This is a genomic window from Streptomyces sp. NPDC059169 (genome assembly GCF_042755225.1).
Lineage (GTDB): Bacteria > Actinomycetota > Actinomycetes > Streptomycetales > Streptomycetaceae > Streptomyces.
Window position 1 is genome coordinate 18,391 of the sequence record NZ_JBHZCF010000029.1, and the last position, 25,069, is coordinate 43,459.

At 70.9% G+C, this 25,069-nt stretch carries 18 protein-coding genes; 14 read left to right on the plus strand and 4 right to left on the minus strand.

What is annotated here, in order from left to right; all coding sequences use genetic code 11:
* Positions 1-174: 174 nt before the first annotated feature.
* The 8 genes from ACFXOM_RS34445 to ACFXOM_RS34480 all read left to right on the plus strand — a co-directional run bounded on the left by ACFXOM_RS34445 (position 175) and on the right by ACFXOM_RS34480 (position 12,188).
* Positions 175-1,161 carry a LysR family transcriptional regulator gene (locus ACFXOM_RS34445; protein ID WP_385041357.1) on the plus strand — a complete coding sequence of 329 codons (987 nt, stop codon included), beginning with the start codon at positions 175-177 and terminating at the stop codon, positions 1,159-1,161.
* A gap of 321 nt (positions 1,162-1,482) precedes the next feature.
* The gene (locus tag ACFXOM_RS34450; protein WP_384942311.1) at positions 1,483-2,586 is read left to right on the plus strand and encodes a mechanosensitive ion channel family protein; all 1,104 of its coding nucleotides are present in this window, start codon (positions 1,483-1,485) and stop codon (positions 2,584-2,586) included.
* Positions 2,587-3,337: 751 nt separating this feature from the next.
* A complete protein-coding gene (locus ACFXOM_RS34455) occupies positions 3,338-4,387 on the plus strand; it encodes a 3-oxoacyl-ACP synthase III family protein (RefSeq protein WP_384942310.1) in 1,050 nt (349 codons plus the stop codon).
* A 2-nt stretch (positions 4,388-4,389) separates the two neighbouring features.
* On the plus strand, positions 4,390-5,355 hold the full coding sequence (locus tag ACFXOM_RS34460) for a hypothetical protein (RefSeq protein WP_384942308.1): 966 nt from the start codon (positions 4,390-4,392) through the stop codon (positions 5,353-5,355).
* Positions 5,355-7,322, plus strand: coding sequence for a fatty acid CoA ligase family protein (locus tag ACFXOM_RS34465; protein WP_384942306.1), 1,968 nt, complete (start codon positions 5,355-5,357; stop codon positions 7,320-7,322). The genes ACFXOM_RS34460 and ACFXOM_RS34465 overlap by 1 nt, the downstream gene beginning before the upstream one ends.
* Positions 7,319-8,353: an NAD-dependent epimerase/dehydratase family protein gene (locus ACFXOM_RS34470; RefSeq protein WP_384942304.1), complete on the plus strand. Its 1,035-nt coding sequence runs from the start codon at positions 7,319-7,321 to the stop codon at positions 8,351-8,353. The genes ACFXOM_RS34465 and ACFXOM_RS34470 overlap by 4 nt, the downstream gene beginning before the upstream one ends.
* Positions 8,354-8,355: 2 nt before the next feature.
* A complete protein-coding gene (locus tag ACFXOM_RS34475) occupies positions 8,356-11,487 on the plus strand; it encodes an amino acid adenylation domain-containing protein (RefSeq protein ID WP_385041359.1) in 3,132 nt (1,043 codons plus the stop codon).
* Positions 11,484-12,188 (plus strand): formyltransferase family protein, encoded by a 705-nt coding sequence (locus ACFXOM_RS34480; protein WP_384942300.1) that lies wholly within the window; start codon positions 11,484-11,486, stop codon positions 12,186-12,188. Before ACFXOM_RS34475 ends, ACFXOM_RS34480 begins: the two co-directional genes overlap by 4 nt.
* Before the next feature lie 530 nt (positions 12,189-12,718).
* On the opposite strand, the gene ACFXOM_RS34485 is transcribed toward ACFXOM_RS34480, so the two are convergent.
* Together ACFXOM_RS34485 and ACFXOM_RS34490 are read right to left on the minus strand one after the other, a co-directional pair.
* Entirely contained in the window at positions 12,719-13,057 is a 339-nt protein-coding gene (locus tag ACFXOM_RS34485; RefSeq protein ID WP_384942298.1) for a DUF6415 family natural product biosynthesis protein, read from the minus strand.
* Positions 13,058-13,195: 138 nt separating this feature from the next.
* Positions 13,196-13,324 (minus strand): hypothetical protein, encoded by a 129-nt coding sequence (locus tag ACFXOM_RS34490; RefSeq protein ID WP_384942296.1) that lies wholly within the window; start codon positions 13,322-13,324, stop codon positions 13,196-13,198.
* Between the two features lie 98 nt (positions 13,325-13,422).
* Here ACFXOM_RS34490 and ACFXOM_RS34495 point away from each other — a divergent pair, with 98 nt between their 5' ends.
* From ACFXOM_RS34495 to ACFXOM_RS34520, 6 genes are all read left to right on the plus strand, one after another.
* Positions 13,423-13,968 carry a flavoprotein gene (locus ACFXOM_RS34495; RefSeq protein WP_385041362.1) on the plus strand — a complete coding sequence of 182 codons (546 nt, stop codon included), beginning with the start codon at positions 13,423-13,425 and terminating at the stop codon, positions 13,966-13,968.
* Positions 13,969-14,370: 402 nt separating this feature from the next.
* Positions 14,371-17,202 carry a SpoIIE family protein phosphatase gene (locus ACFXOM_RS34500; RefSeq protein ID WP_384948867.1) on the plus strand — a complete coding sequence of 944 codons (2,832 nt, stop codon included), beginning with the start codon at positions 14,371-14,373 and terminating at the stop codon, positions 17,200-17,202.
* Positions 17,203-17,368: 166 nt separating this feature from the next.
* Positions 17,369-18,919, plus strand: a complete 1,551-nt coding sequence (locus ACFXOM_RS34505; protein ID WP_384942291.1) for a sugar ABC transporter ATP-binding protein — start codon at positions 17,369-17,371, stop codon at positions 18,917-18,919.
* Positions 18,916-19,971, plus strand: a complete 1,056-nt coding sequence (locus ACFXOM_RS34510; protein WP_385041365.1) for an ABC transporter permease — start codon at positions 18,916-18,918, stop codon at positions 19,969-19,971. Before ACFXOM_RS34505 ends, ACFXOM_RS34510 begins: the two co-directional genes overlap by 4 nt.
* Before the next feature lie 38 nt (positions 19,972-20,009).
* Entirely contained in the window at positions 20,010-21,137 is a 1,128-nt protein-coding gene (locus tag ACFXOM_RS34515; protein WP_384942288.1) for a substrate-binding domain-containing protein, read from the plus strand.
* Positions 21,138-21,571: 434 nt separating this feature from the next.
* The gene (locus ACFXOM_RS34520) at positions 21,572-22,066 is read left to right on the plus strand and encodes a peptidylprolyl isomerase (protein ID WP_384942286.1); all 495 of its coding nucleotides are present in this window, start codon (positions 21,572-21,574) and stop codon (positions 22,064-22,066) included.
* A gap of 306 nt (positions 22,067-22,372) precedes the next feature.
* On the opposite strand, the gene ACFXOM_RS34525 is transcribed toward ACFXOM_RS34520, so the two are convergent.
* Together ACFXOM_RS34525 and ACFXOM_RS34530 are read right to left on the minus strand one after the other, a co-directional pair.
* On the minus strand, positions 22,373-22,852 hold the full coding sequence (locus tag ACFXOM_RS34525; RefSeq protein ID WP_384942284.1) for a VOC family protein: 480 nt from the start codon (positions 22,850-22,852) through the stop codon (positions 22,373-22,375).
* Between the two features lie 196 nt (positions 22,853-23,048).
* Positions 23,049-24,986, minus strand: a complete 1,938-nt coding sequence (locus ACFXOM_RS34530) for a DUF1996 domain-containing protein (protein WP_385041374.1) — start codon at positions 24,984-24,986, stop codon at positions 23,049-23,051.
* Positions 24,987-25,069 lie beyond the last annotated feature (83 nt).

A 25,069-nucleotide genomic window follows, 5' to 3' on the forward strand; every position in this document is an offset into this window, starting at 1 on the left:
CTTCCCGCGGTGTGGCGGTGTCCGGTCGTCATGGGGCGCCTTCTGGACGGGCAGGGGAAGTACCACCTTCGCAACGGGAGCTGGGGGGCTCCAGAAGACCCCGAGCCCACCGGCACGGTCCAACAACCCGCCCTTGAGAGCGACAACCACCGGTTGTCGCCTATGGTGACGGGCATGGATCTGGACCTGGCGCAGGTGCGGGCGTTCGTCGCCACTGCCGACTGCCTGCACTTCGGTCGGGCGGCGGAGCTTCTGGGAATCACCCAACAGGCGCTGTCCAAGCGGGTGGCGCGTCTCGAAGTCCACTTGGCGGTGCGGCTGTTCGACCGCGGCAGGGGTCACGGCATACGGCTGACCGACGCCGGGGATCGGTTCCTGGTACCGGCACAGCAGTTGTTGGCCGCGGGCGAACGCGCGGTTTCCGCCGCATCGGGTGGTCACCGGCGCCTACGGATCGACGTGTGGGGGCACCTGTTCGCACCGATGCGCACGCTCGCCGACGTCCTCACTGCCGAGCCCGGCGTCGCCGTGGAACCGGGCACGGGGCGCGACTTCCCCTCGGTGGTCGCCTCACTGCGACGCGGTGAGACAGACGTGGGCTTCGGCCGTGTCCCGGGGGGACACGACGTCGAACACCCCGACCTCGCCCACCGGATGGTGCGGCTCGAACCCGTGGACGCCGTGGTCAGTGCCGCGCATCCGCGCGCCGACGCCGCGCAGTTGCGTCCGTCGGACCTGCGTGACGACCGCCTGCGCTGTCCCGCGGACGCGGGACGACTGGACTTCCTCACCAGCTTCGCGGACCGCTTCGACATCAGGCACCTGGCGGACGGCCCGAACCTGGGTCTGGAACCCTTCCTGCGCCTCGTCGCCCGGGATCCCGGCTGTTTCTCGCTCTTCCCCGCCGATGCCGTGCCGGCCGGGAACCACGGCGTGCGTTTCATCCCGTTGGTCTCTCCCACCCCGCTGTACGCGTGGTCGCTGTTGTGGTTGCGCAGCGCCGGACATCCGTCCCTGCCCGTGCTCGAGGCGGCCTTCGCCGGCGTGGCGAGCCGTCGGCGCTGGCTCGACTTCGACCCCCGGCGCGACTGGCTTCCCGGCACGGACCGGCAGGGTGCGGCAACCCGAACCGGGCGTCGGGCAAAGGCCCTCGAGAGGTAGCGGCACCCCGGGAGCGCGCCAGTCCACCCCGCGGGGTGTCGGCGCGGCCCCGCCCGCCTGCCGGCCCCGCGCACCAACGCAGCACTCAGGACTCAGGACTCAGGAAGCAACGGCCGCCGCGTCACCGCACTCCCCGAACACAGCCGGGCCGTCCGGGGTACGGCAGGATGTCTGGTCGCGGCGGAACGGGTTCGGTGTGACTCGCCGCGACCGCACAACAGCGCTCCCAGAATGCACAGGTGACAAGGTGACGACACATCGCTTCCGGTCCACAGCGGCGCCCGCCGCCCTTCCGCTTCCGGGTGGAGCGGGGGGTGGCAGGTGACCCGAGCCCTCACGCTGCACGACTGGATCGTCGCCGGAATCGCGCTGGCCGCGGGAATCGCGGCCGCGCTACTGGCACGCGTGATCCTGAACTGGCTCGGCATACGCGCCCGCCGCACCCGTTGGACCGGCGACGACGTCATCGTCGACGCCCTGCGCGCGCTGGTCCCGTGGGCCGCCGTCACCGGTGGTGCGGCGGCCGCCGCGTCGGCGCTGCCGCTGAGCAGGGGGGTGGGGAACCACGTCACGATGGTCCTCACGGCCGTGCTCATCATGGCCTCGACCCTCACCACCGCCAGGATCGTGGCCGGGCTCGTACGGGCCCTGGCCCAGTCCAGGTCGGGGGTCGCCGGGTCGGCCACCATCTTCGTGAACATCACGCGCGTCGTGGTACTGGCCATGGGATTCCTCGTCGTCCTGGAAACCCTGGGCGTATCGATCGCCCCGCTGCTCACCGCGCTGGGTGTGGGAGGTCTGGCGGTTGCTCTGGCATTGCAGGACACGCTCGCCAACCTCTTCGCCGGTGTGCACATCCTCGCCTCCCGCACCGTTCAGCCGGGCGACTACATCAGGCTCAGCAGCGGAGAAGAGGGCTATGTCGTCGACATCAACTGGCGTAATACGGTGGTGCGTCAGCTCTCCAACAATCTGGTGATCATCCCCAACACGAAGCTGTCCGGTACCAACATGACGAACTTCCACCGTCCCGAGCAGCAGATGACGCTCAGCGTCCAGGTGGGGGTCGGCTACGACAGCGACCTGGACCACGTCGAGCGGGTCACCACCGAAGTCGTCGAGAACGTGATGGTGGACATCGCAGGAGCGGTACCCGACCACGAACCCGCCGTCCGTTTCCACACGTTCGGTGACTCCCGGATCGGCTTCACCGTGATCCTGGGTGTCGGCGAGTTCAGCGACCAGTACCGGATCAAACACGAGTTCATCAAGCGTCTGCACCGGCGCTTCCGCGACGAGGGCATCAGCATTCCCCCGCCCACGCGGTCCGTCACGATGCAGCCGGAAGGACTCCCGATCCCCCACCAGCGCGCCGTCGTCGAGCCGCTGGCCCCTCCGGTAAAGCTGGACGGTTCAGCCCTCTGAACGGGTCCGCGGCCGGGTGCCCCCCTGTGGGACCGGGCCGCGGCACCACCCGGCCCGCCCGGCGCGGGAGTGGCGGTGCCCGGAGCGCCGTGGGCCGCCCGTCCGGCTGACGGACGCGTCGCCCCGGCTCCGGCCCAACCCTGGAGACGGCGCGCGCCGAAGAAGGGCCGTCCCGGGCCCGGTTCGACCGGCGAACCGGGCGCCGGGGCACCGCCTCCGCCCCGTCCGTTCCCCACGGGCCACGGCGGGCCTGTTGCCGGGAACGGAAAGCGGTCGTCCACGGCTCGGTGCGGGGCACGGCCCGGACGCCGCCCGTCGCACACGAACGCAGCCGAACTCTGCACCGGTGACAAGCCGCTGGGGCGGTAGTACCGGCCCGACCCCCGGCCCGCATTGCACCGGCCCGCCGGTGTGATCCGGCCCTGTGCGACGTCGTTTGCGATATGGATATTTGACGGCTCATCAATCGTCGGAGGCGCTGCAACGGGCTTTCCAAATCAACGGAATGGCCGGGGTGGCGATCGTCACACCTCGATGACGCGGGGGCACTTGAGTGATGCGATAGTCTCACTGAGTGACGGGCCCGCCTCTGGCGTCAGTACGCCCTGATCAGGGAGAAGTCGGCAACGGAGCCGTGGCTTCAGTAATGTCCGACGTTGCGGAGTGGTGACGCAGATTCACCGTGACTGATTTTCCGCACCATTCATTCGTCGGACCGATGCATGAATGAGTACTTTCGAAAGAGAGTGTTGTGAACAACAGCCGGTTAGAAGCCATCGGGGCTTATCTGCCCACGACGGTGATGAGTACCGGAGAACTCCTCGACCGCCTGGACAAGGCGCCGGAGTTCGACCTCTTCAAGATCACTGGAATGACCGAGCGGCGTGTCGCTGACGACGCCGCGGAGAGCCCCGAAGACAGCCTGAGCATGGCGGTCGCAGCGGCTCGGGACTGTCTGGAGCGCTCGCGCTACACCGCCGGGGAGATCGACATCGTGATCTCCTGCTCCATCAGCCGCACGACCGACGGGCGTCGGCTGCAGTTCGAGCCCTCGTTCGCCTTCCGCATCGCCAGGGAGCTCGGCGCCTCCGACGCCATCCACTTCGACGTGTCCAACGCCTGCGCGGGGATGATGACCGGCGTCCAACTGCTGGACCGCATGATCCGCTCGGGCGCGGTGCGCAACGGGCTGGTGCTCAGCGGCGAGCAGATCACCCCCATCGCCTTCACGGCGGCGCGCGAGATGGAGGACAGTCGTGACCCCCAGTTCGCATCGATGTCGGTCGGCGACTCGGCCGTCGCCGTCGTGATGGACCGTGCCACCGACGAGCGGGACGTGATCCATGACGTCGAGCTGATGACCTGTTCGCAGTATTCCCACCTGTGCCTGGGCATGCCCAGTGACGACACCGGCGACATGGCGATGTACACCAACAACAAGGAGATGCACGCGCAGGACCGGCTCTCCCTGTGGCCCACCTTCCATCGCGACAAGCTCGCCGAGCGTGGCGGCACCTTCGCCGACGAGGGGTACGACTTCGTCATCCAACACCAGGTCGGCAGCCGGTTCGTCGACTTCATGAACACGGTGGGCGAGGGCATCTTCGGCACGCCGATGCCTCAGTCGCTCAGCGTCCTCGACAGGTTCGCCAACACGGCGACCACCTCCCACTACCTGGTACTGCACCGAGCCCTCGCGGAGGGCCGGGTACCCGAGGGCTCGAAGGTCCTCATGGTGCCCGCCGCGTCCGGTGTGGTGACCGGTTTCCTGTCCGCCACCGTCTCTTCCCTGGAGGTGTGATCATGGCGACCGTCATCACCTCGGCCGCGTTGAGTCCGGCCGACGGCACCGGGAGTTCGATCGGCCACGCGGCGGCCGCAGGTCTCGCATGCCTGGAGCGGGCCGCGATCACACCGGGGGACGTCGACGTCCTCATCAACGTCGGTGTCTACCGCGACTCCAACATCGTCGAGCCGTCCGTCGCCGCGCTCATCCAGAAGCGGATCGGTATCAACCTCGACTACCTCCACTCGCCCGACAAGCGGGCTGCGTTCTCGTTCGACCTGATGAACGGGGCCTGCGGCCTCCTCAACGCCGTACAGGCCGCGGACGCCCTGCTGTCCACCGGCAGTGCCCGCCGGGTGATGGTGGTCTCCTCCGACACCCACCCGTCGATGGACCCCGCCCGGGCCGGGACGGACGCGTTCCCCTACGCCAGCACCGGAGCCGCGATCCTGCTGGAGCACAGTCGGGACGCCCGCGGCTTCGACCGCGTCCACCATCGTTCCTCCGCGTCCGGCGGATACGGGGTCAACGGCTACCTGCCGCTGCGGGAGGTCGGTCCCCGGGGCCGCGACACCGTCGTCGTCGATCGTGACCACGACGGGACGGACCGGCTGCTCGACCTCGCGGTCGACTCGGTGCGCACCGCGCTCGCGGACCAGGACGCGAAACGGGCCGGGAACGCCGGGGGGACCGACCGTGCGCCCTTCGCCCTCGACCGCACCCTGCTCGTCACCTCGCAGCCGTCACCCGAGTTCCCGGCACGGCTCGCCAAGCGACTGGGACTCGCCTCCGATGCCGCCGTGACCGTCGCGGACGTGGAAGGCGACCCGCACACGTCAGCACTCGTCCACGGGTTCCGGCAGGCACAGGACTCCGGGCGGCTCGGGGAGTACGACGCGATCCTGTTCGTCGCCGCCGGCGCCGGCCCGAGCTCGGCGGCCTCCCTCTACCGGCTGCGCGACACCGCAGACGGAACCCGCTGATGCCCGCCGGATCGCCGCAGGCCCACCAGCAGGCGTCCCTCGCCCGGCTGTTCGCCCGCCACGCGGCCCGCACGCCGGACGCACCGGCCGTCATCCACCCGGACGGCGACCGCAAGGAAGCCTCGGGACGGGCGGCCTACGCCTCGCTCGACTACGCCGAGCTCGCCTCCCGGGTCGCGGCCTGCGCGGCGGGGCTCGAAGCGCACGGCATCCGCCGCGGCACCCGTGCCGCCCTGCTCGTGCCGCCGGGCGGCGACCTGCTGACGCTGGTCTTCGCCATGATGCACCTCGGCGCCGTGCCGGTGGTGGTCGATCCCGGGATGGGATTGGTCCGCATGCTCGACTGCCTCCAGAGGGTCGGGGTCGAGGCCTTCATCGGCGTACCCGCGGCACACGTGCTGCGGAGACTGCGTCCGCGCGCCTTCGCCGGGGTGCGGGCCCGGGTCACCGTGGGCCGCAAGGACGGCTCGGGCCTCACCGAGCTGATCGCCCTCGGCGCCGGGCGCGGGGATTTTCCCGCCGCGGAGACCGGGCCGGACGACCTGGCGCTCATCGGCTACACCACGGGCAGCACGGGTCCGGCCAAGCCGGTGGAACTCACCGTCGGCATGCTGCGCGGTATGGCGGACAGCGTCGAGGAGGGCCACTTCACCAGCGAGTTGACGACCACCCTGGTCACCATGCCGCTGATGGGTGTCTTCGATCTGGTAGCCGGTCGCACAGTGGTCGTCCCGAAGATGGACATGGCACGGGTCGGCGCCGCAGACCCGGCCGCCCTGACGGACGCGATACGGCGCTTCTCGGTCAACGCCATGTTCGCCTCCCCTGCACTGTTGGCGCCGCTGGCCACTCATCTCGTCGGAGACGGCACCCCGTTGCCCTCCCTGCGCCTGGTCATCTCGGGTGGCGCCCCGGTAAGCCCCGCCCTGATGCGGGAGTTGCGCACGGTACTGGTCGACGAGGCGCGGGTGTACAGCACCTACGGGGCCACAGAGGCCCTACCGATGGCATTGTTGGAGAGCCGGGAGGCGCTCGGGGAGCTTGCCGACGGCCCGGCGGCGGGACTCGGCGTGTGCCTCGGCCGTCCGGCCCCGGGCATCACCCTGCGCACCATCGGAGTCAGTGACGGACCCGTGCCCCGCTGGACCGCGGGACTGGCGACGGCACCGGGGGAACCGGGCGAGATCGTCGCACGCGGCCCGGCGGTCAGCCCCCGGTACTTCCGCTCGCCGCGGGCCGACGCAGAGCACAAGATCCAGGACGGGGAGGAGCGCTGGCACCGCACGGGTGACGTCGGGTGGATCGACGAGGAGGGACGGATCTGGTTCTGCGGGCGCAAGAGCCACCGGGTCCGTACCGCCGACGGCGACCTGTACACGGTGCGCTGCGAGAACGTCTTCAACGCCCACCCCCGGGTGCAGCGGACCGCCCTGGTGGGCGTGGGACCCCACGGTGAGCAGCGACCGGTGTTGTGCGTGGAACTGGCACCGGGCACCGACCCCGGGCAATGGCCGAGGATCGAAGCCGAGTTGCGCGACCTCGGGGCGAAGAACCCCATGACCAAGCCGATCGCCCACTTCCTCCCGCACCCCGGTTTCCCGGTGGACATCCGGCACAACGCCAAGATCCGCAGGGAACTGCTGGCGGGCTGGGCCGAGGACCAGATCACCGGTCGGCTCCGACCGACGGCCGGGGACCTCGCGCTGCGGGCCGTGCCCCTGGCTGGCTGGGCCTATCTCGTGGCCTGGCCGTTCCTGCCCTGGGCGCATCCGGTCCTCACCACACTGTGGTGGGTCGACCTCTTCCTCAGCGTCGTGGTCCACGCGGCGCAGGTACCGGCCGCCCTACGCGCGGAACAGGAACTCGCCACCGGACGCACACCGCGGGCCACCGCCGCGCTCACCATGCTCTTCGGAGCGACGTGGTGGCGGACGGCCCTCCGCAGGAGGAAGGCTGCTTCGGCATGAAGGTACTGGTGACGGGCGCTTCCGGATTCCTGGGGAGCCATATCGTCGACGCTTGCCGGCGCGCCGGCGACGACGTGCGCGTACTGGTGCGCAGGGACAGCGACATGCGGTACCTGCGCACCGTTCCGGGCATCGAATTCGCCTACGGGGACCTCCGGGACACCGACTCGTTGCGCGCTGCCGCCGACGGTGTCGAGGCGGTTCACCACAGCGCGGCCCGGGTCACCGACCGCGGAACCCGGTCCCAGTTCCGGGACGAGAACGTCGAGGGCACCCGGCGCCTGATGGCGGCGGCCCGTCGGGCGGGAGCCCGACGCTTCGTCTTCATCAGCAGTCCGAGCGCGCTGATGGGCGTCCGCGACGGCGACCGGCTCGGCATCGACGAGAGCGAGCCCTACCCGCGGCGGTTCCTCAATCTCTACTCGGAGACCAAGGCGGCCGCCGAGCACATGGTGTTGGCCGCGGACCGGCCGGACTTCACCACGGTGGCGCTGCGTCCGCGAGCCGTGTGGGGCCCGCGCGACCACTCCGGGTTCATGCCGCGGCTGCTCGCGCAGATGATGACCGGGAAACTGCCCGACCTCTCGGGCGGCCGGCAGGTCCACGCCTCCCTCTGTCACTGCGACAACGCCGCCGCGGCCAGTGTCCGCGCCACACGTGCCGAAGGGGTCGGCGGCAGGGCGTACTTCGTCGCGGACCCGGAGCCGGTGGAGGTCTGGAGCACGCTGGCCGACCTGGCGGAGCGCTTCGGCGCCGCACCGCCCACCAAGCGGGTTCCCCTCGGCCTGCTGCACGCCGCGGCGTTCGCGGCGGACATGCTCTGGAAGCTGCCGCCCCTGGCCAGGCGTGCGTCACCGCCGCTCTCGCGCTACTCGCTTGCCCTGCTGACCCGCTCGGCGACGTACGACACGTCGGCGGCGCAGCGCGACCTGGTGGCACCGGAGGTGGACCACCACACCGGGATGGTCCGGCTGACGGAGTGGATCGACAGCATCGGTGGCGTCGACGAGTACATCCGGAAGGTGAAGTAGCCATGACCGTGCAACACTCCCCCATCGTCAGGGACGCCGGGTCCCGTGGTCCCTCCGCGTTCAGCCGACCCGTCTCCCCGACCGAGTGGTCGTACCTCGCGTTCGCCCGTCTCGACGAGCTCATGGTGATCCAGCTCGTCGTCGAGGGCTCCGGGCAGATCGACGCCCGGGCGCTCCGCCGCGCGGTCACGGAGGCATCGCAGTCCTGCCCCGGGTCCCGGCTGGTTCGGCGCGGACGCCTGTGGGTCGACGGCGGCACGCCGGCCAGGGTGGTGGTCGGGGACGGCGGCTCGTTCGACCGCACCGCACTCACGGGAGCACCGGAGCTCTGCGATCCACTGGCGGACGGCGAAGGTCGACCCGGCTGCGAAGTGCTGTTGCTGACCGGTGACCCGGGCACCGTCGTGTTCCGTGCCGCGCACGCGGTGATGGACCTGAAGGGCTTGCAGACCTGGGCCGCGGAGGTCTTCCGTGCGCTGCGCGGCGAGCCCCTCCGGGAAGCCTCCGCCACACTGACGGACTATCAGCTGTTGGACACACTGGGCAGGACGGGAGGGCGCCCCCGCCTCGGGCTCGACCGGCGCTCGCCGTTGGGCGGCCGGGCTGGTTCCGTCTCCGTATGGCGGCGGCGCACGATACCGGGGCGCCCCGCGGCACCCACCGCACGTGTGGCGGCGGCGCTCGCCGGGGCGATGGCAGCACCGGCCCGGATCATGGTGCCGGTGGACCTACGACGGCACGTCCCGGCCGTGTCCTCCACGGCGAACCTGACGCTGCCCGTGTTCCTGGACGTGCCCCCGGGACAGGGGGCGGACACCGTGCACCGGCGGTTGCTGGGCGCACTCGCCGACCGACGGGAGCTGGCGTCGGGGGCCGAGGCCGCCCTGTCCCGGCTGCCGCTGACCGCGGCTACGGCCCTGGTCCGTGCCTCACGTGCTGCGGCACAGACCAGCCACCGCCACCTCGCCTCGGCGATCGTCTCCCACGCGGGCTGCCCGGAGCTCACGGACTTCAGCATCGACGAGTTCACCGCGACGACGGTGTACGCCTTGCCGGTGCACGCGCCGCTGGTCCCCTTCAGCGTGGTGCTGCTGGAACTTCCCGAGCACACCGAGGTCGTGGTGTCCGCACGCGGCTCAGCGGACGTCGAGGCGCGTTGTGACGCCCTGCTCGACCGGATCGCCGCGGCGTTCGGTTCGTCACCGAACCCCACCGCCCGGCGGGGGACGCCGCCGGGCACGCCCACCGCCGCAGAGCGGCTGCTCTCGCCGGGAAGCGAAGGGCTGCCACCGCTGGAGACCACCGTGGTGCAGTTGTTCCGCGCCCAAGTCGCCCGGCGCCCCGACGCACCCGCCGTGACGGGTGCGGGGGCGCACTGGACGTACGCCGATCTGGATCGTCGCTCGGACGCGGTCGCGGCCGGGCTCCTGACCCGGGGTGTCGCCCGCGGGGAAGTCGTCGGCGTGTTGGCGGACCGCTCGGCGTCCGGCCTCGCAGCCGTGTTCGGCGTCCTCAAGGCCGGTGCCGCGTTCCTGCCGATCGACGTCCGCAACCCGGCGCAGCGCGTCACGGAACTGCTGCACGACGCGGGCGCCCGGTTCTGTCTCGCCGAGACCGCGTCGGCCGGGCGGACGGGGAGCGGTGACGGCACGACGCTCCTGTTGGAGGACCTCACGGCCGACGACGAACCGCTCGACGAGCACGCCCTGGACGCTCTGCCCGCCGCCGCTCCCGGCCCGGACGACCTGGCGTACGTCATCTACACCTCGGGATCGACCGGCCGGCCCAAGGGCGTTCAGGTCGAACACCGCAGCCTGGTCAACGCCGTCGGTTGGCTGGCGCCACTCATGCGGTGCGACACGCAGACCCGTGCCGCGTACTCGTTCTCACCCGGCTTCGACCTGTCGCTGATGCAGATCTTCCCGGCGCTGATGCACGGCGGTGCCGTCGTACCGGTCCCCGGCGAGCTCGACCACCTGAAGCTCCGCGAGATGTTCTCGGGCGGCCGGGCGAACACCCTGTCACTCACGCCGACGCACCTGGAGCTGGCGGCACGGCTCGGCATCCGGCCGTCGGGCATCCGTGCGCTGCAAGTGGGTGGTGAGAACCTCACGGCCTCCACCGCGCGCCGGGTGCACGAGGCGTTCGGTGCCGACTGCCTGATCATCAACGCGTACGGACCCACCGAAGCCACTCTCGCCTGCACGACCGCCGTCGTGGACGGCAGCACCGAGCGGCCTTCGGCGCCGATCGGCGTTCCGGTGCACCGCACCTCGGTGGTGGTCCTGGACGAACACCAGCGGGAGGTCCCGGCGGGCCGCCTCGGCGAGCTCTACGTGACGGGTGTCCAGTTGGCCCGCGGCTACCTGGGCCGGCCCGACCTGACGGCGGAGCGGTTCGTCCACCTGCCGGACGGCCGCCGCGCCTACCGCACCGGTGACCTGGTCCTGCGACTTCCGGACGGACAGCTGGAGTACGCGGGACGGATCGACGACCAAGTGAAGGTCCGGGGACACCGGGTGGAGCCCGCGGAGGTGGAGGCGGCGCTCACCGGGCTCCCGGACATCGCGCAGGCCGCCGTCGTCGCCCGCGCCAGGAACGACGGCGGGGCGCAGGCACTGTGCGCGTTCGTGGTGCTGGCCGAGGGAGCGGAGGCCTTCGACGAAGCCACGGTGCGCGCCGAGCTGGCCCGGTCGCTTCCCCCGCACCTGGTTCCTTCCGTGGTCCGGGAACTCTCCGCCCTGCCGGAGACAACGAGCGGCAAAACGGACCGCAAGGCGCTGCCCAACCCCTTCGATGACGCCGCCGCGCCGGCGGACCCGGTGCCGGTCCGGCCTGAGGCTGCCGCCGACCGGGCGCACGGGCCGGACGGCCACGGGTCAACGGCCGCGGTGACGACCGAGATCTGGTCCCGCGTCCTGCGCTGCGACTCGGCAGAGCTCGACGCCTCCTCCGATTTCCACGCGCTCGGCGGGGACTCGCTCGCCGTCCTGGAGATGCTGGCCGCACTCGGTTCGGAGGTACTCGGCCGGTCCGCGGAACAGCAGTTGCTGGAACGGCTCGGACCGCTGAGCGAGGGGCTCACGCTGAGCCGGGTCGTGGCCGCGGTCGATGAGGTGCGGGGCGAATCGTGATCTTCGTTGGTCAAGGCGCGTTGCTGTGGCGCGCCGTGCGGCACGCCCTGGACGGCGGTCTGGCCGTGGACCTGGTCTGCGGCCCCGCACCGGCTGGAGCCCCCACGGGCAATCGGCCCGACGTGCCGTACCTGGGCACGGCAGACGTCAACGCGGTGGCCGACGAGTTGGCCGCGTCCTGCACGGACGGTCTGGTCTGGTCGATCAACAACCGGATGATCTTCCGTGAGCCGGTGCTCTCCACGGGGCTGCGCATCCTGAACGTCCACCACGGCCCGCTGCCCGCCTACCGCGGTCTGCCCGAAGTGGCCCTGGTGTACGCGATGCTGCGGGGAGAGCGGGAGTTCGCGGCGACGCTCCACCACGTGGACCGGGGCATCGACACCGGCCCGCGGCTGGCCGTCGAGCGCTACCCCATGGCCGTGGACGATCCGTACCACGTGGTGATGCGCCGGGGGTTGCATGCCTGCCACCAGCTCTTCGCTCGCTGCCTGCCACGGCTGGCGGCGGATCCCGGCTGGCCGGGCGAGATCGACGACCAGCGCGAAGCGGACCCCGGCCCGGAGACGCGCGGCGGCTACTTCGGCCGCGCGGCGCTGTCCCGGCTGCGCGACCACCGCGGGCACCCGGAGTTCGCCCGGGCCACCGACCTGGGCTTCCTGGCCGGCTACCTCCCCGAGCTCGCCGCGGCTCTGGAGTGACGTCCCCTTCTGCGGAACCGCGCCCGGCGGTGCAACGCCCGCGCCCGCGGGCGCGCCGCTCTCGGCAGCCGCGTACGCGGGCGTCCCGACCGGCCCGGGTGACGTGACCGGCCGCACGGACTGGCAGGGCAAGCAGCGCCTGACGGAGGCGCACCGCTGGACCCCGTCCGCGTACGACTGACGGAGTCGGCAGCCCGGGAGCACGTTCCGTCTTCGTCCCGCCTGCTCGGACGGTCCAAGCGCTCGCACAGGCGCAGCACGGAGAGCCGGCCGCCAGTCAGCCGCGGTGGGTCACGGCAGGGGGTCCGATGCCGCGTCCCGGTGATCCTGCCGCTGACCCCGACCTCGCCGCACGGCGGCAGACGGGGGACCTTCGGGCCGGCCCCGTGCGCTTTCCAGTCGTTCTTGCCGGGTGGCTTGGAGCCACACGAGGTCGGCGAGCACGTCCGCGATCACCTCGGTGCTCAGTGGTCCGGCGAGGAGTGACGATGGGCCGACCTGGGGTGCCGGCCGGTTGCGCGCTGTTGCTCTCACGGTCGACTCCCGTTGAGGTTCTCGACGTGGTCGCACAAGGAGAGCACCGACAAGGCCAGCCTCCGGGCCTGCCCGTGGACGGCGTCCGGCCCGAAGCCGCGGGGCGTGGTCAGACGGCGCCACGCCTCGTCCACGCCGATCTGAGCGACCCTCACAGGGGCGTCGTCCGACGGGCGGCGGCTGATGAGCAACCGGACCTCCGGCGCCAGGCGGCTCACCATCGACCGCATCTCGTCGATGAGGTCCTCGATCTGCGGCCGCGGTTGGCCCGATTCCAGGACGCGCCGGGCGGTGGCGCGCATCGTGGTGAGATCGAGCGGTTCCCTCTCCGTCACGCAGGCTGCGTCAGGTGCGTTTCTGAGGTGTGTCATCGTTGTCCCCGGCTCGTCGCTGGTCGATACGTGACCAGCCTGGTGGACGGGGAAGCGGGAAATGCTCACAGTTTGGTGAGTGCTGCCCACGAGCGGGGAGCCTCAGAGCCCGATCCACGCTGCCAAGTGGCCGAGAGTTTCTGGGGTACGCCGCGAGATGTTGGTGAGCCGGGCGAGCTTGCGTTGCTCCTTGATGCGTACGCCAGTGTGATGGTCGTCCCGTCTCGGCATACTGGTCTCCGTCTCCTTGCGGCCCACGGGGAACGGTACTCGCGATCGCCCCAGTCAGACGTCCGGTTCGGAGGCACGGCATGTGATCGGATGGGCGCATGACGAGGACGCTGTACCTGTTCGCCAGTGCCGCACCGCCCGTTTTCGACATCGCGGAAGTCATCGAGGGTGCGCAGTCCCAGGGCTGGGACGTCTGTTTGGGGTTGACGCCAACCGCGGCTTCGTGGCTTGAGGCGGCACTACCCGATCTGGCGAAGCTGACCGGACACCCGGTGCGGTCGACCTACAAGCGGCCGGGGACGCCGGACGCGTGGCCGACGGCAGATGTGATCCTGGTGGCGCCGGCAACCTTCAACACGATCAACGCGTGGGCCTTGGGACTAACCGATCGGTTCGTCGTCGGTGTCGTGGCGGAGGGCGTCGGCAAGGGCATCCCGATCGTGGCGATGCCGTGCGTGAACACGGCATACGTGCAACACCGAGCATTCGGGCGCAGCCTGACAGAGCTCCGGTCCATGGGGGTGACCGTGTTGTACGGCAAGGGCGGGTTCACCCCCAACCGGCCGGGGCAGGGATGCCCGTCCGAGTACCCCTGGCCGGCGGCACTCGATGCGGTCGAACGGGTAGCCGGCGCAGCGGAGTAGCCGGGCCGAGCCCGCCGGCTATCGACTCGCCGGCAAGGGCTGCCCACGGGAGCCGGACGAACGTACGTGGCATCCTCCCCTGCGCTGCCGGCAGCCGTGCCAAGGATGGAGAGCCGCCTCCTGCGACGCGATCACGCCGGGGATGCGTGCGGCGACGCTCCGCGAAACTCCGGCATTCCGGGGTCGGCCTCGCAGAAGTCGAGATCGCCGTCGCGCGGGCAGCGGAGCCCGTCGCGCGCCCGCACCCTGCGGAGGGTCCCGACGTCACCCGCGGTGACCTGCGGTGATTCCGTGCCGCCCGAGCCGACCCCCCACACGAAGACACCCGATGGCCTGAAAAGAGGGTCATATACTCAAAAAGAGGATGGGGAGAGTGGCGTCCCAGTGAGGGAAGTGGTGCAGATGGGGGTCGCCGGGGACCGCACCGGCCCCGCACGTTCCCGCGAGCGATTCCTGCTGGGCGAGCCGCTCCAGGAAGACGTCAGAGGCCCGATCCTGAGTTCCTGGCAGCGGAGCCGACTGCTGGGGCTCTCACCGGATCAGGTGGAGCTCCCGTACCAGCCGGACTTCGATCCGGACAGCCGACTCGTACGCGCGGCCGGTCCCGTTCTCGAGCGACTGCAGTCCCGCTTCGCGGGCAGCATGATGAACATCTGTCTCGCCGACGAGCACGGGACCGTCCTCCAACGCCGTTTCGGGGAGGAGTCCTTGGCGCACAGCCTCCCCCCGATCCAGAGCGTGCCCGGATTCGTCTTCGCCGAGCGGTTCGCCGGGACCAACGGGATCGGCCTGGCCCTCGCGGAACGGAAACCGTGCCACGTGTACGGCGCCGAGCACTTCGCCGAACGCTCCCAGGCCAACGCCTGTTCCGCCGTACCCATCCGTGACCAGCTCAGCGGGCGCATCGAAGGCGTCCTCTGCCTCGGGTACCCGCGCTCGTACGCCGATCCCGCGCTCGACGCAGTGGTGCGCCGGGCCGCCGAGGCGGTCGAACGGCGGCTGATGGCACAGCGGTCCGCCCGCGAGCGCGGATTGCTGCGCGCCTACCTCGAGGCGGGCCTCCGCCCTCGGACCGGAAGGGACGCCGAGGACGACGGGCGGACGGGAGTGGACGCCCTGACCGGGAGCTCGCTCGACCCGCGGGACCTGGTGATCCTCAAGGAGAAGGCCACCGAGCTGATCTCGTCGGCGCACCGGGCCGCAGTCGAGGTGTCACTGTCCCGGGGGCGGGGGGCCACCCTGGTGAGCCGCCCCGTCACCAGCCCTTCCGGGGTACAGGGCGTCGCCGTCGAAGCCGTCCTGCCCGGCAACCCCGAGCAGCACCGCGCCGCCGTCCCGGCCCGCGTCGGTCGGTCGTCGCGCACCCTTCCGCGGGGACCGGCACCCTCCGCGGGCCCGCCGCACGGCCACCACGCCGCCGCCGACCCCCGCCGCACCCCCGCTGCGTTCCGCGATCCCGACCCGTCCGCGGACACGTCCACCGGCACCAACGATTCGGCCGACGCACCGGTGCGGGGGCTGGTCCTGGTGGGCGAGCCGGAGGTGGGCAAGTACGCCGTCGCCGCCCGACGCCGACTCGAACTGCTGGCAGAGGCCAGCACCCGCATCGGCACGACGCTGGACGTCAGCCGCACCGCTTGGGAACTCGCCGAGACTGCGGTACCGCGCCTGGCCGACTACGTCACCATCGACCTGCCCGAAGCCGTGCTGCGCGGTGAGGAGTCCCCCGACCCCGGCACCAACCTGCACCGAACGGTGGTCCACGGCATCCGCGACGACTGTCCCTTCTACCCGGTCGGCGAGCGGGTGGACCTGCGGCCGAGCACCCCCCATCTGCGCTGCTTGGACAGCCGACAGCCGGTGCTCGAACCCGACCTCGAGGCCGCCGCCGGTTGGCTCGCCCAGGGCGGCGAGCACACCGACCGGCTGCTCGCCCGGGGCGTGCACTCCCTCATCAGCGTCCCGCTGCTCGCCCGGGGCGTCGTCCTCGGGATCGCCACCTTCTACCGTTCGCAGGACCCCGCGCCCTTCGGCGACGACGACCTCGCGTTGGCCCAGGAACTCGCCGCCCGGGCCGCCCTGTGCATCGACAACGCGCGGCGCTACACCCGCGAGCACGCCCTCGCCCTGTCGCTGCAGCGCAGTCTGCTGCCGCGCGGCCTCCCCGAGCAGGGCGCCGTCGACGTCGCCCATCGTTACCTGCCCGCCGAATCCGGAGTGGGCGGCGACTGGTTCGACGTCATCGCGCTCCCCGGCACCCGGGTCGCCCTCCTCGTCGGCGACGTCGTGGGCCACGGGCTGCACGCGGCAGCCACGATGGGCCGCCTGCGCACCGCCGCCCGCAACTTCGCCGAACTCGAGCTGGCCCCCGACGAGCTCCTCACCCACCTCGACAACCTCCTGGTGCGCCTGGACCGGGAGGAGGGCGACGACGACCCGGCCTCCGCCGGCAGCACCGGCATGGTGGGTGCCACCTGCCTCTACGCCGTCTACGACCCCACTTCGCAGCTGTGCACGATGGCCCGTGCCAGCCACCCCCCGCCGGCACTGGTGCACCCCGACGGCTCCGTGACGTTCCCCGACGTGCCGGCCGGGCCCCCGCTCGGCCTGGGCGGACTGCCCTTCGAGACGGCTGAGATCCACCTCCCCGAGGGCAGCCGGCTCGTGCTCTACACCGACGGGCTCATCGAGGACCGCCATCGCGACGTCGACGTGGCCCTCGACCGGCTACGGGGAGCGCTGGCCCGACCCGGCCGCGATCCCGAGGACACGTGCGACGCGGTCATGGGCACTGTGGCACCCGACCACCCGGGCGACGACATCGCCCTCCTCGTCGCCCGGACCCACGCACTACCGCCCGACCGGATCGCCACCTGGGAGCTGCCCGCCGACCCCGCGCGGGTCGCCGACGTCCGCGCCGCCGCCCTCCGGCAGTTGGACCGGTGGGGCCTGGAGGAGACGTCGTTCGCCACGGAACTGCTGCTCAGCGAGCTGGTCACCAATGCCGTTCGCTACGGGGCCGAACCCATCCGGGTCCGCTTGATCCACGACCGCACGCTCATCTGCGAGGTCTCCGACACCAGCAGCACCGCTCCCCGGCTTCGGCGGGCTGCCTCGACCGACGAGGGCGGCCGCGGGCTGTTCCTCGTCGCCCAGCTCGCGCAGGCCTGGGGCACCCGCTACACCCCCGACGGGAAGGTCATCTGGGCCGAGTGCGCCCTGGAGGCCGCGTGAGCACCACTCGGCGGGCACGGAAGTCGGGCCGGGCGGGTCCCGACGCCGACCGAATCCGCCATTGGGATCACCGAGGGCGACGACGTGCCGCGGATGCGGTGACCGCTCCCAGTAGCATCCCTCGTGCAACAGGGAAGGACTCGGAGGCCGACCCCCGGAGAAGTCCGTGCATGACGCTCCCGGTACCTCGCTGAGCGAGCACCCGCGCCCCGGCGGGACTCCCCTCGTCCGCGTGCGTGGTCTCAGCAAGCGGTTCGGCGGTACCGTCGCGCTCGACGGCGTCGACCTCGACGTCCACCGTGGCAGCGTCCTCGCCCTGCTCGGTCCCAACGGGGCCGGCAAGTCGACCCTCATCAAGGTACTGGCGGGCGTCCACCACGCCGACGGAGGCGAGGTGACCGTGGCAGGGCACCCGCTCGGCTCCGAGGCCGCAGCGCAGCGGATGTCGTTCATCCACCAGGACCTCGGTCTCGTCGAGTGGATGACGGTCGCCGAAAACATCGCCCTGGGCACGGGGTACCCGCGCCGGTGCGGACTGCTCTCGTGGCGACGGACCCGGGAACGCTGCGCCGAGGCACTGCGAATCGTCGCCGGGCACCTGGACGCGGACTCACCCGTGGCGGATCTCGCCCCGGCCGAGCGCTCGCTGGTCGCCATCGCCCGCGCCCTCGCCAGGAGGGCCGAGCTCTTCGTCCTCGACGAGCCGACCGCGACCCTCCCCGCGGCGGACAGCGCCCGGCTGTTCGACGTCCTCCACGCGCTGCGCGACCGGGGGAACGGCATCCTCTACGTCAGCCACCGGCTCGACGAGGTCTACAAGGTCGCGGACGCCTTCGCCGTGCTCCGCGACGGTCGCGTCGTGAGCCGGGGCCGTCTCGCCGACCGCGGGCCCGCCCTTCTGGTGCGGGACATCGTGGGCCACGAGCCCGCCGGCCGGCGTCCCGCCACCCGCCCTCCCTGCGGTCCACCGGTCCTCAGCCTCGACGGCGTGCGGACCCGGTACGCGGGTCCGGTGACCACGGAGGTACACGCGGGGGAGATCCTCGGCGCGGTGGGTTTGACCGGGGCGGGCCACATGGACCTCGGGCGCGCCATCGCCGGTGCCCGGCCGTTCCTCGGCGGGCGGGCCCTGCTCGACGACAGGCCGTACCGTCCCCGCACGGTCGCTGCCGCGGTCGCGTCCGGCGTGGGGCTCGTGGCGGCCAACCGCCAGGAGGAGGGCTGCGCCGCCGACCTGACCGTACGGGAGAACTTCCTGGCCAACCCGCGGGCAGCGGGCGTGACCGCGCTGCAGTGGATCAGTCCCCGTCGGGAACGCACCGGTGCCGCCGCCCTGGTTCGGCGCTTCGCGGTGCGTCCGGCGGACACCGAGGCCCCGATCGCCACGCTGTCCGGAGGCAACCAGCAGAAGGTGATGGTCGGTCGGTGGCTCGGTGCGCACCTACGCCTGCTGATCCTCGAGGAGCCGACCGCGAGCGTGGATGTCGGAGCCAAGGCCGCGATCCACCGGCTGCTCGACGACACCGTGGCCGCCGGACTGGCGGTCCTGCTCATCTCCACCGACTTCGAGGAGGTCGCCGACGTGTGCCACCGCGCCCTGGTGTTCGTCCGCGGAACCGTTGCGGCCGAGCTGACCGGAGCGGCCCTGACGGTCACCGAACTCACCCGCACCGCCTCTGCCATGCCCCCCATCACGGGAACCACGACCGGCCGATGACCCGCCCACCCCGAACCCCGCCGGGCACCGTGCGCGGGCACGTCCTCGGCACGTACGGCCTGTTGGCCCTCACGGCGCTGCTGTTCCTGGTCTTCTCCCTGGCGCTGCCGGAGACCTTCCCCACCGTCGACAACGTTTCCTCGATCCTGTCCAACCAGTCGATCCCCGCCATCCTGGCGCTCGGTGCCACCCTGCCCATCGTCACCGGCAGGTTCGACCTGTCCATCGGCTACGGACTTGGGCTGGCGCACGTCATGGTGATGCAGTTGATCGTCAACGAAGCATGGCCGTGGCCGCTCGCCTGCCTCACCGTGGTCCTCGGCGGAGCGGTCGTCGGTGCGCTCAACGGGGTCATCGTCGAGTTCGCACGGATCGACTCGCTCATCGCCACCCTGGGCACCGGCAGCATCATGTACGCCTTCACCGGCTGGATCACCGACGGCACCCGTATCGTCCCCGGTCCCCAGGGGCTGCCACCGGGCTTCACCGACGTCTACGACTCCCGCTTCCTCGGCCTGCCGCTACCCGCCTTCTACGTCCTCGCCGTGGTCGTGGTGCTCTGGCTGGTGCTGGAGCGGCTGCCGCTCGGCCGGTACCTGTACGTCATCGGGTCCAACCCCCGCGCCGCGGGCATCCTCGGCATCCGCACCCACCGGTACTCCGTCTACGCCTTCGCCGGTTCGAGCCTGGTGGTCGGCTTCGCCGGTGTGCTCCTCGCCGCACAGCAGCAGACGGGCAACCCCAGCGTGGGCCTGGACTACCTGCTGCCCGCGTTCGTGGGTGCGCTGCTCGGGTCCACCGCGATCAAGCCGGGCCGCGCGAACGCCTGGGGGACCCTGGTCGCCGTCGCCGTGCTCGCCGTGGGCCTGGCCGGCATCGGCCAGTTGGGCGCGCAGTTCTGGGCCACCCCGCTGTTCAACGGCGCCACCCTGCTCATCGCGGTGGGGTTGGCCGGATACTCCGCGCGCCGCCGACTGCGCGTGGGCCCGCGGACGATCCGGCCGGCCGGTACACAGCCCCCCGCCGGCCCCGTGAACGGCGGCACCGACTAGGAACCTTCGAACCCCACCCGGTCAGGAGCACCGTGTACATGAAGCGCAAGACCACTCGCGAGGCCGTGGTCCTGGTGTGGGTCATGGCCGCTGTCGCCGGCTGTGAGCGCGGCCCGTCGCCCAACACCGTTACGTCCGAGACCGGTTGCCCCGCCGCCCTCGCCAAGGCCACCGCGGCCGTGCGGCAGGCGGAGCGACCCGGTACCGCTTGGAACGGCCCGACCAGCGGCCCTGCTGCGGCTCCCGGAAGGTCCTTGGTCTACGTCGCGCAGACCATGACCAACCCGGGCGTCGCCGGCGTGGCCCGCGGTCTGCTGGAGGCGGCGAGCGTGGTCGGGTGGAAGGTGCGGGTGATCGACGGCGACGGTACGCCCGCGGGCATCCAGGCCGCCCTCAGCCAGGCGATCACGCTGAAGCCGTCGGGGATCGTCGTCGGCGGCTTCGACCCCCTCCTGACGGCTCAGCAGTTGGCGCGGGCCGAAGCGGCCGGCATCCCGCTCATCGGCTGGCACGCGGTCCCGTCGCCCGGCCCGAGCGCGGACCCGAAGCTCTTCACCAACATCACCACCAAGGTGGAGGACGTGGCGAGGATCAGTGCGGACTGGGTGATCGCCCGCTCCGGGGGCGATGCGGGGACCGTCCTCTTCACCGACGACTCGATCCCGTTCGCCAGGAACAAGGCCGAGCTGATCAAGCGGGAGCTCGGCACCTGCGCGGGCGTCAGAGTCCTGGCCTACGAGAACATTCCGATCCCGGACGCCAGCCAGCGCACCCCGCAGGAGGTCTCGTCCCTCCTCTCCCGCTTCGGGGGGCGCTGGACGTACTCGGTCGCCATCAACGACCTGTACTTCGCCGACGCCGCTCCGGCCCTGCGCGCGGCCGGGAAGCCCGGCTCAGGGCCTCCCTTCAACATCGGTGCGGGGGACGGCGATCCCTCCGCCTTCCAGCGCATCAACGGCAGGAAGTACCAGTCCGCCACCGTCCCCGAACCGCTGAACCAACAGGGTTGGCAGATCGTCGACGAGTTCAACCGCTCCTTCGCCGGTCGGCCGCCGAGCGGCTACGTCGCACCCGTCCACGTCGCCACGGCCGCCAACAGCGTCGGAGCCACGGCATGGGACCCGGAAGGCTACCGCGAGGCGTACCGGCGGATCTGGCGCGGGTGAGGCTCCGGTGCGGGCGGTGCGCGAGGGGTCGGACTCCCGGCGTGTCAGGGATCACCCGACGCGCACCAGGGGCGGCGGGAGGGGACCGGCACCGCCATAGCCGCAACTGGTCCGGGACCCGAGGAACCGCCGACTGCGGAATGCGCTTCTCCGCTGACGCCAACGCCCGGGCGCACGGTCGCCACCTGACCACGAGATGGCTGACGGCACCTGGCCACTGGCATCGGCGGCTCACCGAAGACCGTGGCGGCACGCGCTCGACTGCTGAGGACTCCGTCGCCCTCTTGCGAGGGTCCACCGCAGCCGGTGCGGCCTGCGGGGCCTCCTGAGAACCACAGCTTCCCGGGCCGTGCAGGGCCCATCACGGCGCGATCGGAACACCGTCCGCTCGGCCCGATGTGAGTTCCGCGGCTGAGAGTGTCAGGATGAACGACATGAGTAATGTGTTCTTCGACATCACCATCGACGACCAGCCCGCCGGCCGTATCGTCTTCACCCTGTTCGACGACGTGGTCCCCAAGACCGCGCGGAACTTCCGCGAGCTCGCCACGGGCGAGCACGGCTACGGTTACGAGGGATCTTCCTTCCACCGCGTCATCCCGGACTTCATGCTGCAGGGCGGCGACTTCACCGCCGGCAACGGCACGGGCGGCAAGAGCATCTACGGCGAGAAGTTCGCCGACGAGAACTTCCAGATCAAGCACACCAAGCCGGGTCAGCTGTCCATGGCCAACGCGGGCCCGAACACCAACGGCTCGCAGTTCTTCATCACGACCATCGTCACCGACTGGCTGGACAACAAGCACGTCGTCTTCGGCGAAGTCGTCGAGGGAATGGACGTCGTGAAGCAGATCGAGACCCTCGGTTCGCGCAGCGGCGCGACCAAGGCGAAGATCACCATAGCCAAGTCGGGTGTCGTGGAAGCCTGATCGAGGCAGGGCGCTCAGGTCCGGGCGAGGAAGCTCGCCCGGCCCGGGCGTGCCGCGGCCCACAACCGTCCACCGCGGTTCGCCGGGGCACGCACGACAACGGCGCACACGCTCGTCGACGCGCCCGCCGCGGTCTGGAGCTGTCTGGGCTGTCTGGACGTTTCACGCTCCCAACCGCCCCTCTCGTCCCGCTACGCATCGTGACGTGCGGCCCGAGCCGTCGTCGCTCCGAGCCGCACGGCGATCACGCGCAGGCACCGCGTGGGACGGCACGGACGTCCTGGCACGCGGGGCGCTGCGCCGGGTCTATTCCCCGGAGTGGGCCTTCTGCAAGGCGGCGAAGTCGAGCTTCACCATCGAGAGCATGGCTCGCGTGGTCCTGTTCGCCTTCTCGGGATCGGGATCACTGATCATCTCGATGAGGCCCTTGGGGATGAGCTGCCAGGAGACGCCGTACTTGTCCTTCAGCCAGCCGCACTGGACCTCCTGCCCTCCCTCCGCGAGCTTGTTCCAGTAGTGGTCGAGTTCCTCCTGGTCGTCACAGAAGACCTGGAACGAGATGGCCTCGGTGAAGACGAACTGCGGCCCGCCGTTGAGGGCCACGAACTTCTGGCCGTTGGCCTCGAACTCGACGACCATGACGGATCCCGCGGGACCCGGGCCGGCCTCGTTGTAACGGCCGATGCGTCCCATCCTGGAGTTCTTGAAGATGGAGACGTAGTGGTGCGCGGCCTCCTCGGCCTGCCCATCGAACCACAGGCACGTGGTGAATCCGTCAGTGCTCATCGGTACCTCCTCGCAGTCGGGCGTGTACCACTGTCGACCGGTCCAGGGTCGCAAAGTCATCGCCCACCTCCGCGTCGCACACTCCCACGATCGAGATCGGCGCACTCGCCGGCTTGGGTACACGGCCGCCGCCCCACTGCTCGGCCCCGGTCGGAGCCCCTGAGGCGGGACCGACCGGGGCCGAGCGGGGTGTGCGTCACCGGCGGCCGGAGGGCTCCGCCCGGTTGCGCGTCCGGAGGAGCACGATGCCGGCGATCAGCAGCACCGCACCGGCCGCAGAGGGCCACAGCTGGGCGCCCGTCGAGGCGAGTCCGCCCTCCACGGCCTGCGGCTTGCCACCGCCGTCCGTGACGAGGCTGCTGCCGCCGCTGCCCGACGTGCCTTGCGAGGCGGTCGTATCGGCGGTGGTCCCGGCTTCGGACTCGGACTTCTGCCCACTGTCCGCAGCGTCCGGCTTGGCCGTGGCTCCGAAGGTGTCGGCATCCGACCCGGCTCCAGGCTGCTGATCACCACCACCAGCCTGCTCGTCACCACCACCAGCCTGCTCGTCACCACCGCCAGCCTGCTCGTCACCACCACCAGCCTGCTCGTCACCACCACCAGCCTGCTGATCACCACCGCCAGCCTGCTCGTCACCACCACCAGTCTGCTGATCACCACCATTGGCAGGTGGCGCGCCGGCGCCTCCGGGTCCGCACTGGCGCCCCTCGTTGACACACGTGACCATGGTCTGCATCAGGTTGTCGTCGAAGACGTTGATGAAGTCGCCGTGGTCGGTGATCGGCTTGTGCAGTTGCTCCGGGAAGGAGTCGACCGCGAAGACGCTCGGGTTGTTGCCGCCGAAGGACGGGGGCGGAACGTCGTAGACGATGCGCTGCACCAGCTGCGGAATGGCCTTGAAGCCGTTCGGGCAGCGGCCGTTCTGGTCCGCGAAGGCCACGTGCGTGCGGTGGTTGGCGCTGTCGGTGTTCTGACCATCCCAGCAGCTCTGGAACTTGAAGCTGCGAACCACCTTGCTGCCCTGCGGACAGATCGGGTACTTGTCCTTCAGCTGGCGGTTCTCGAAGCCGGTGCAGCTCCAGGAGGCGTTGGCGTTCTTGTCGCCGTTGACGAATGCCTTGGCGTCACCGGTGATGATGCGCAGGAACTTCGGCATCGCCGTGACCTTGGAGACCGGGCTTCCCACGAAGTTCAGCGTCACCTGCGACGGCTTCTGGATCTCGCCGACGTTCTTGTCCTTGCCGCCGCCGTCCTCCTGGGCGTCGTCCTCCTCCTGCCCGTTCTGCAGGCGCAGCACGGGCCAGTAGTAGGTCGACTTGTCCCCCTGGTCCTGGCAGGTGGTCTGACCGGCCGCGAGGTCGTCGTCACTGGCGAAGGCGTCGTTGGCCTGGTTGCCCACGTAGTCGTGCACGTGGTGGGCGCCGTTGCTCACACCGGGCGCGACGATCACGTTGTCCGGGTTGAACTTGCCGTTCTGGTTGGTGCCGCAGTCCGTGGTGAACGTACCGCGCGAGGCGTTGCGGAGCTTGCGCGGTTCCTGGACGTTGGGCCGTACGGACCGGATGTCGACGAAGTCGCCCTGGTCGGGCCCGTTACCGGCCTGACCCGGTGCCTGGTCCTGGTTCCCTCCGCCGTCGCCGTTGTTCTGACCGCCGTCGTTCTGTCCCTGCCCCTGGTCGTTGTTCTGCCCGCCGTCACCCTTGTCGGGGCGGTCCACCTGCAGGGTGCAAGGAGCCATGGACTCCATCCCCTTGGGACTCTTCCCCGCCGCGCGACTGATGGTGCCGACGATGCGCTCGATGGATGCCGAGCGCTTGTCCTCCAGGGGGCCGAGGACGGTCTTCTCGGCGTACGACGGGTCCTCGACCATCCGCGCCTTTTCGTCGGCGAACCGCTTGTAGGCCTCGGTGATCTGGCTGTCCAGGGTGGCCAGTTCGCGGTCGACCTGCTGCTTGGCGCCGTCCGGCACCGCGGGCAGCCCGTTCGCCACCTCGGGGCACTTGATGGTCGACGCGGATCCGGCGTTCAGCGTCTGGTTCTGCTGTTGCTCGTTGCCGTCACCGGACCCTTGCCCCCAACCCTCGCCGGCGGAGGCGTAGGTGTTGACCCCGATGAGACCACCCCCGCCCAACATCAGGGCGATCGAGGCGACGACGGCCCTTCTGCCTTTCCTTGAGCGTCTCCGAACTGAATGTCTCAATGGAACTCCTATGCTTC

What these genes read in the sequence shown, in the direction of transcription:
- ACFXOM_RS34515 (WP_384942288.1), top strand. Translation starts at nt 20,010, where the DNA reads ATGAAGCGCAAGACCACTCGCGAGGCCGTGGTCCTGGTGTGGGTCATG.
- ACFXOM_RS34495 (WP_385041362.1), top strand. Translation starts at nt 13,423, where the DNA reads ATGACGAGGACGCTGTACCTGTTCGCCAGTGCCGCACCGCCCGTTTTC.
- ACFXOM_RS34530 (WP_385041374.1), bottom strand. Translation starts at nt 24,986, where the DNA reads ATGTTGGGCGGGGGTGGTCTCATCGGGGTCAACACCTACGCCTCCGCC.
- ACFXOM_RS34520 (WP_384942286.1), top strand. Translation starts at nt 21,572, where the DNA reads ATGAGTAATGTGTTCTTCGACATCACCATCGACGACCAGCCCGCCGGC.
- ACFXOM_RS34500 (WP_384948867.1), top strand. Translation starts at nt 14,371, where the DNA reads ATGGGGGTCGCCGGGGACCGCACCGGCCCCGCACGTTCCCGCGAGCGA.
- ACFXOM_RS34465 (WP_384942306.1), top strand. Translation starts at nt 5,355, where the DNA reads ATGCCCGCCGGATCGCCGCAGGCCCACCAGCAGGCGTCCCTCGCCCGG.
- ACFXOM_RS34525 (WP_384942284.1), bottom strand. Translation starts at nt 22,852, where the DNA reads ATGAGCACTGACGGATTCACCACGTGCCTGTGGTTCGATGGGCAGGCC.
- ACFXOM_RS34445 (WP_385041357.1), top strand. Translation starts at nt 175, where the DNA reads ATGGATCTGGACCTGGCGCAGGTGCGGGCGTTCGTCGCCACTGCCGAC.
- ACFXOM_RS34470 (WP_384942304.1), top strand. Translation starts at nt 7,319, where the DNA reads ATGAAGGTACTGGTGACGGGCGCTTCCGGATTCCTGGGGAGCCATATC.
- ACFXOM_RS34490 (WP_384942296.1), bottom strand. Translation starts at nt 13,324, where the DNA reads ATGCCGAGACGGGACGACCATCACACTGGCGTACGCATCAAGGAGCAA.
- ACFXOM_RS34510 (WP_385041365.1), top strand. Translation starts at nt 18,916, where the DNA reads ATGACCCGCCCACCCCGAACCCCGCCGGGCACCGTGCGCGGGCACGTC.
- ACFXOM_RS34475 (WP_385041359.1), top strand. Translation starts at nt 8,356, where the DNA reads ATGACCGTGCAACACTCCCCCATCGTCAGGGACGCCGGGTCCCGTGGT.
- ACFXOM_RS34460 (WP_384942308.1), top strand. Translation starts at nt 4,390, where the DNA reads ATGGCGACCGTCATCACCTCGGCCGCGTTGAGTCCGGCCGACGGCACC.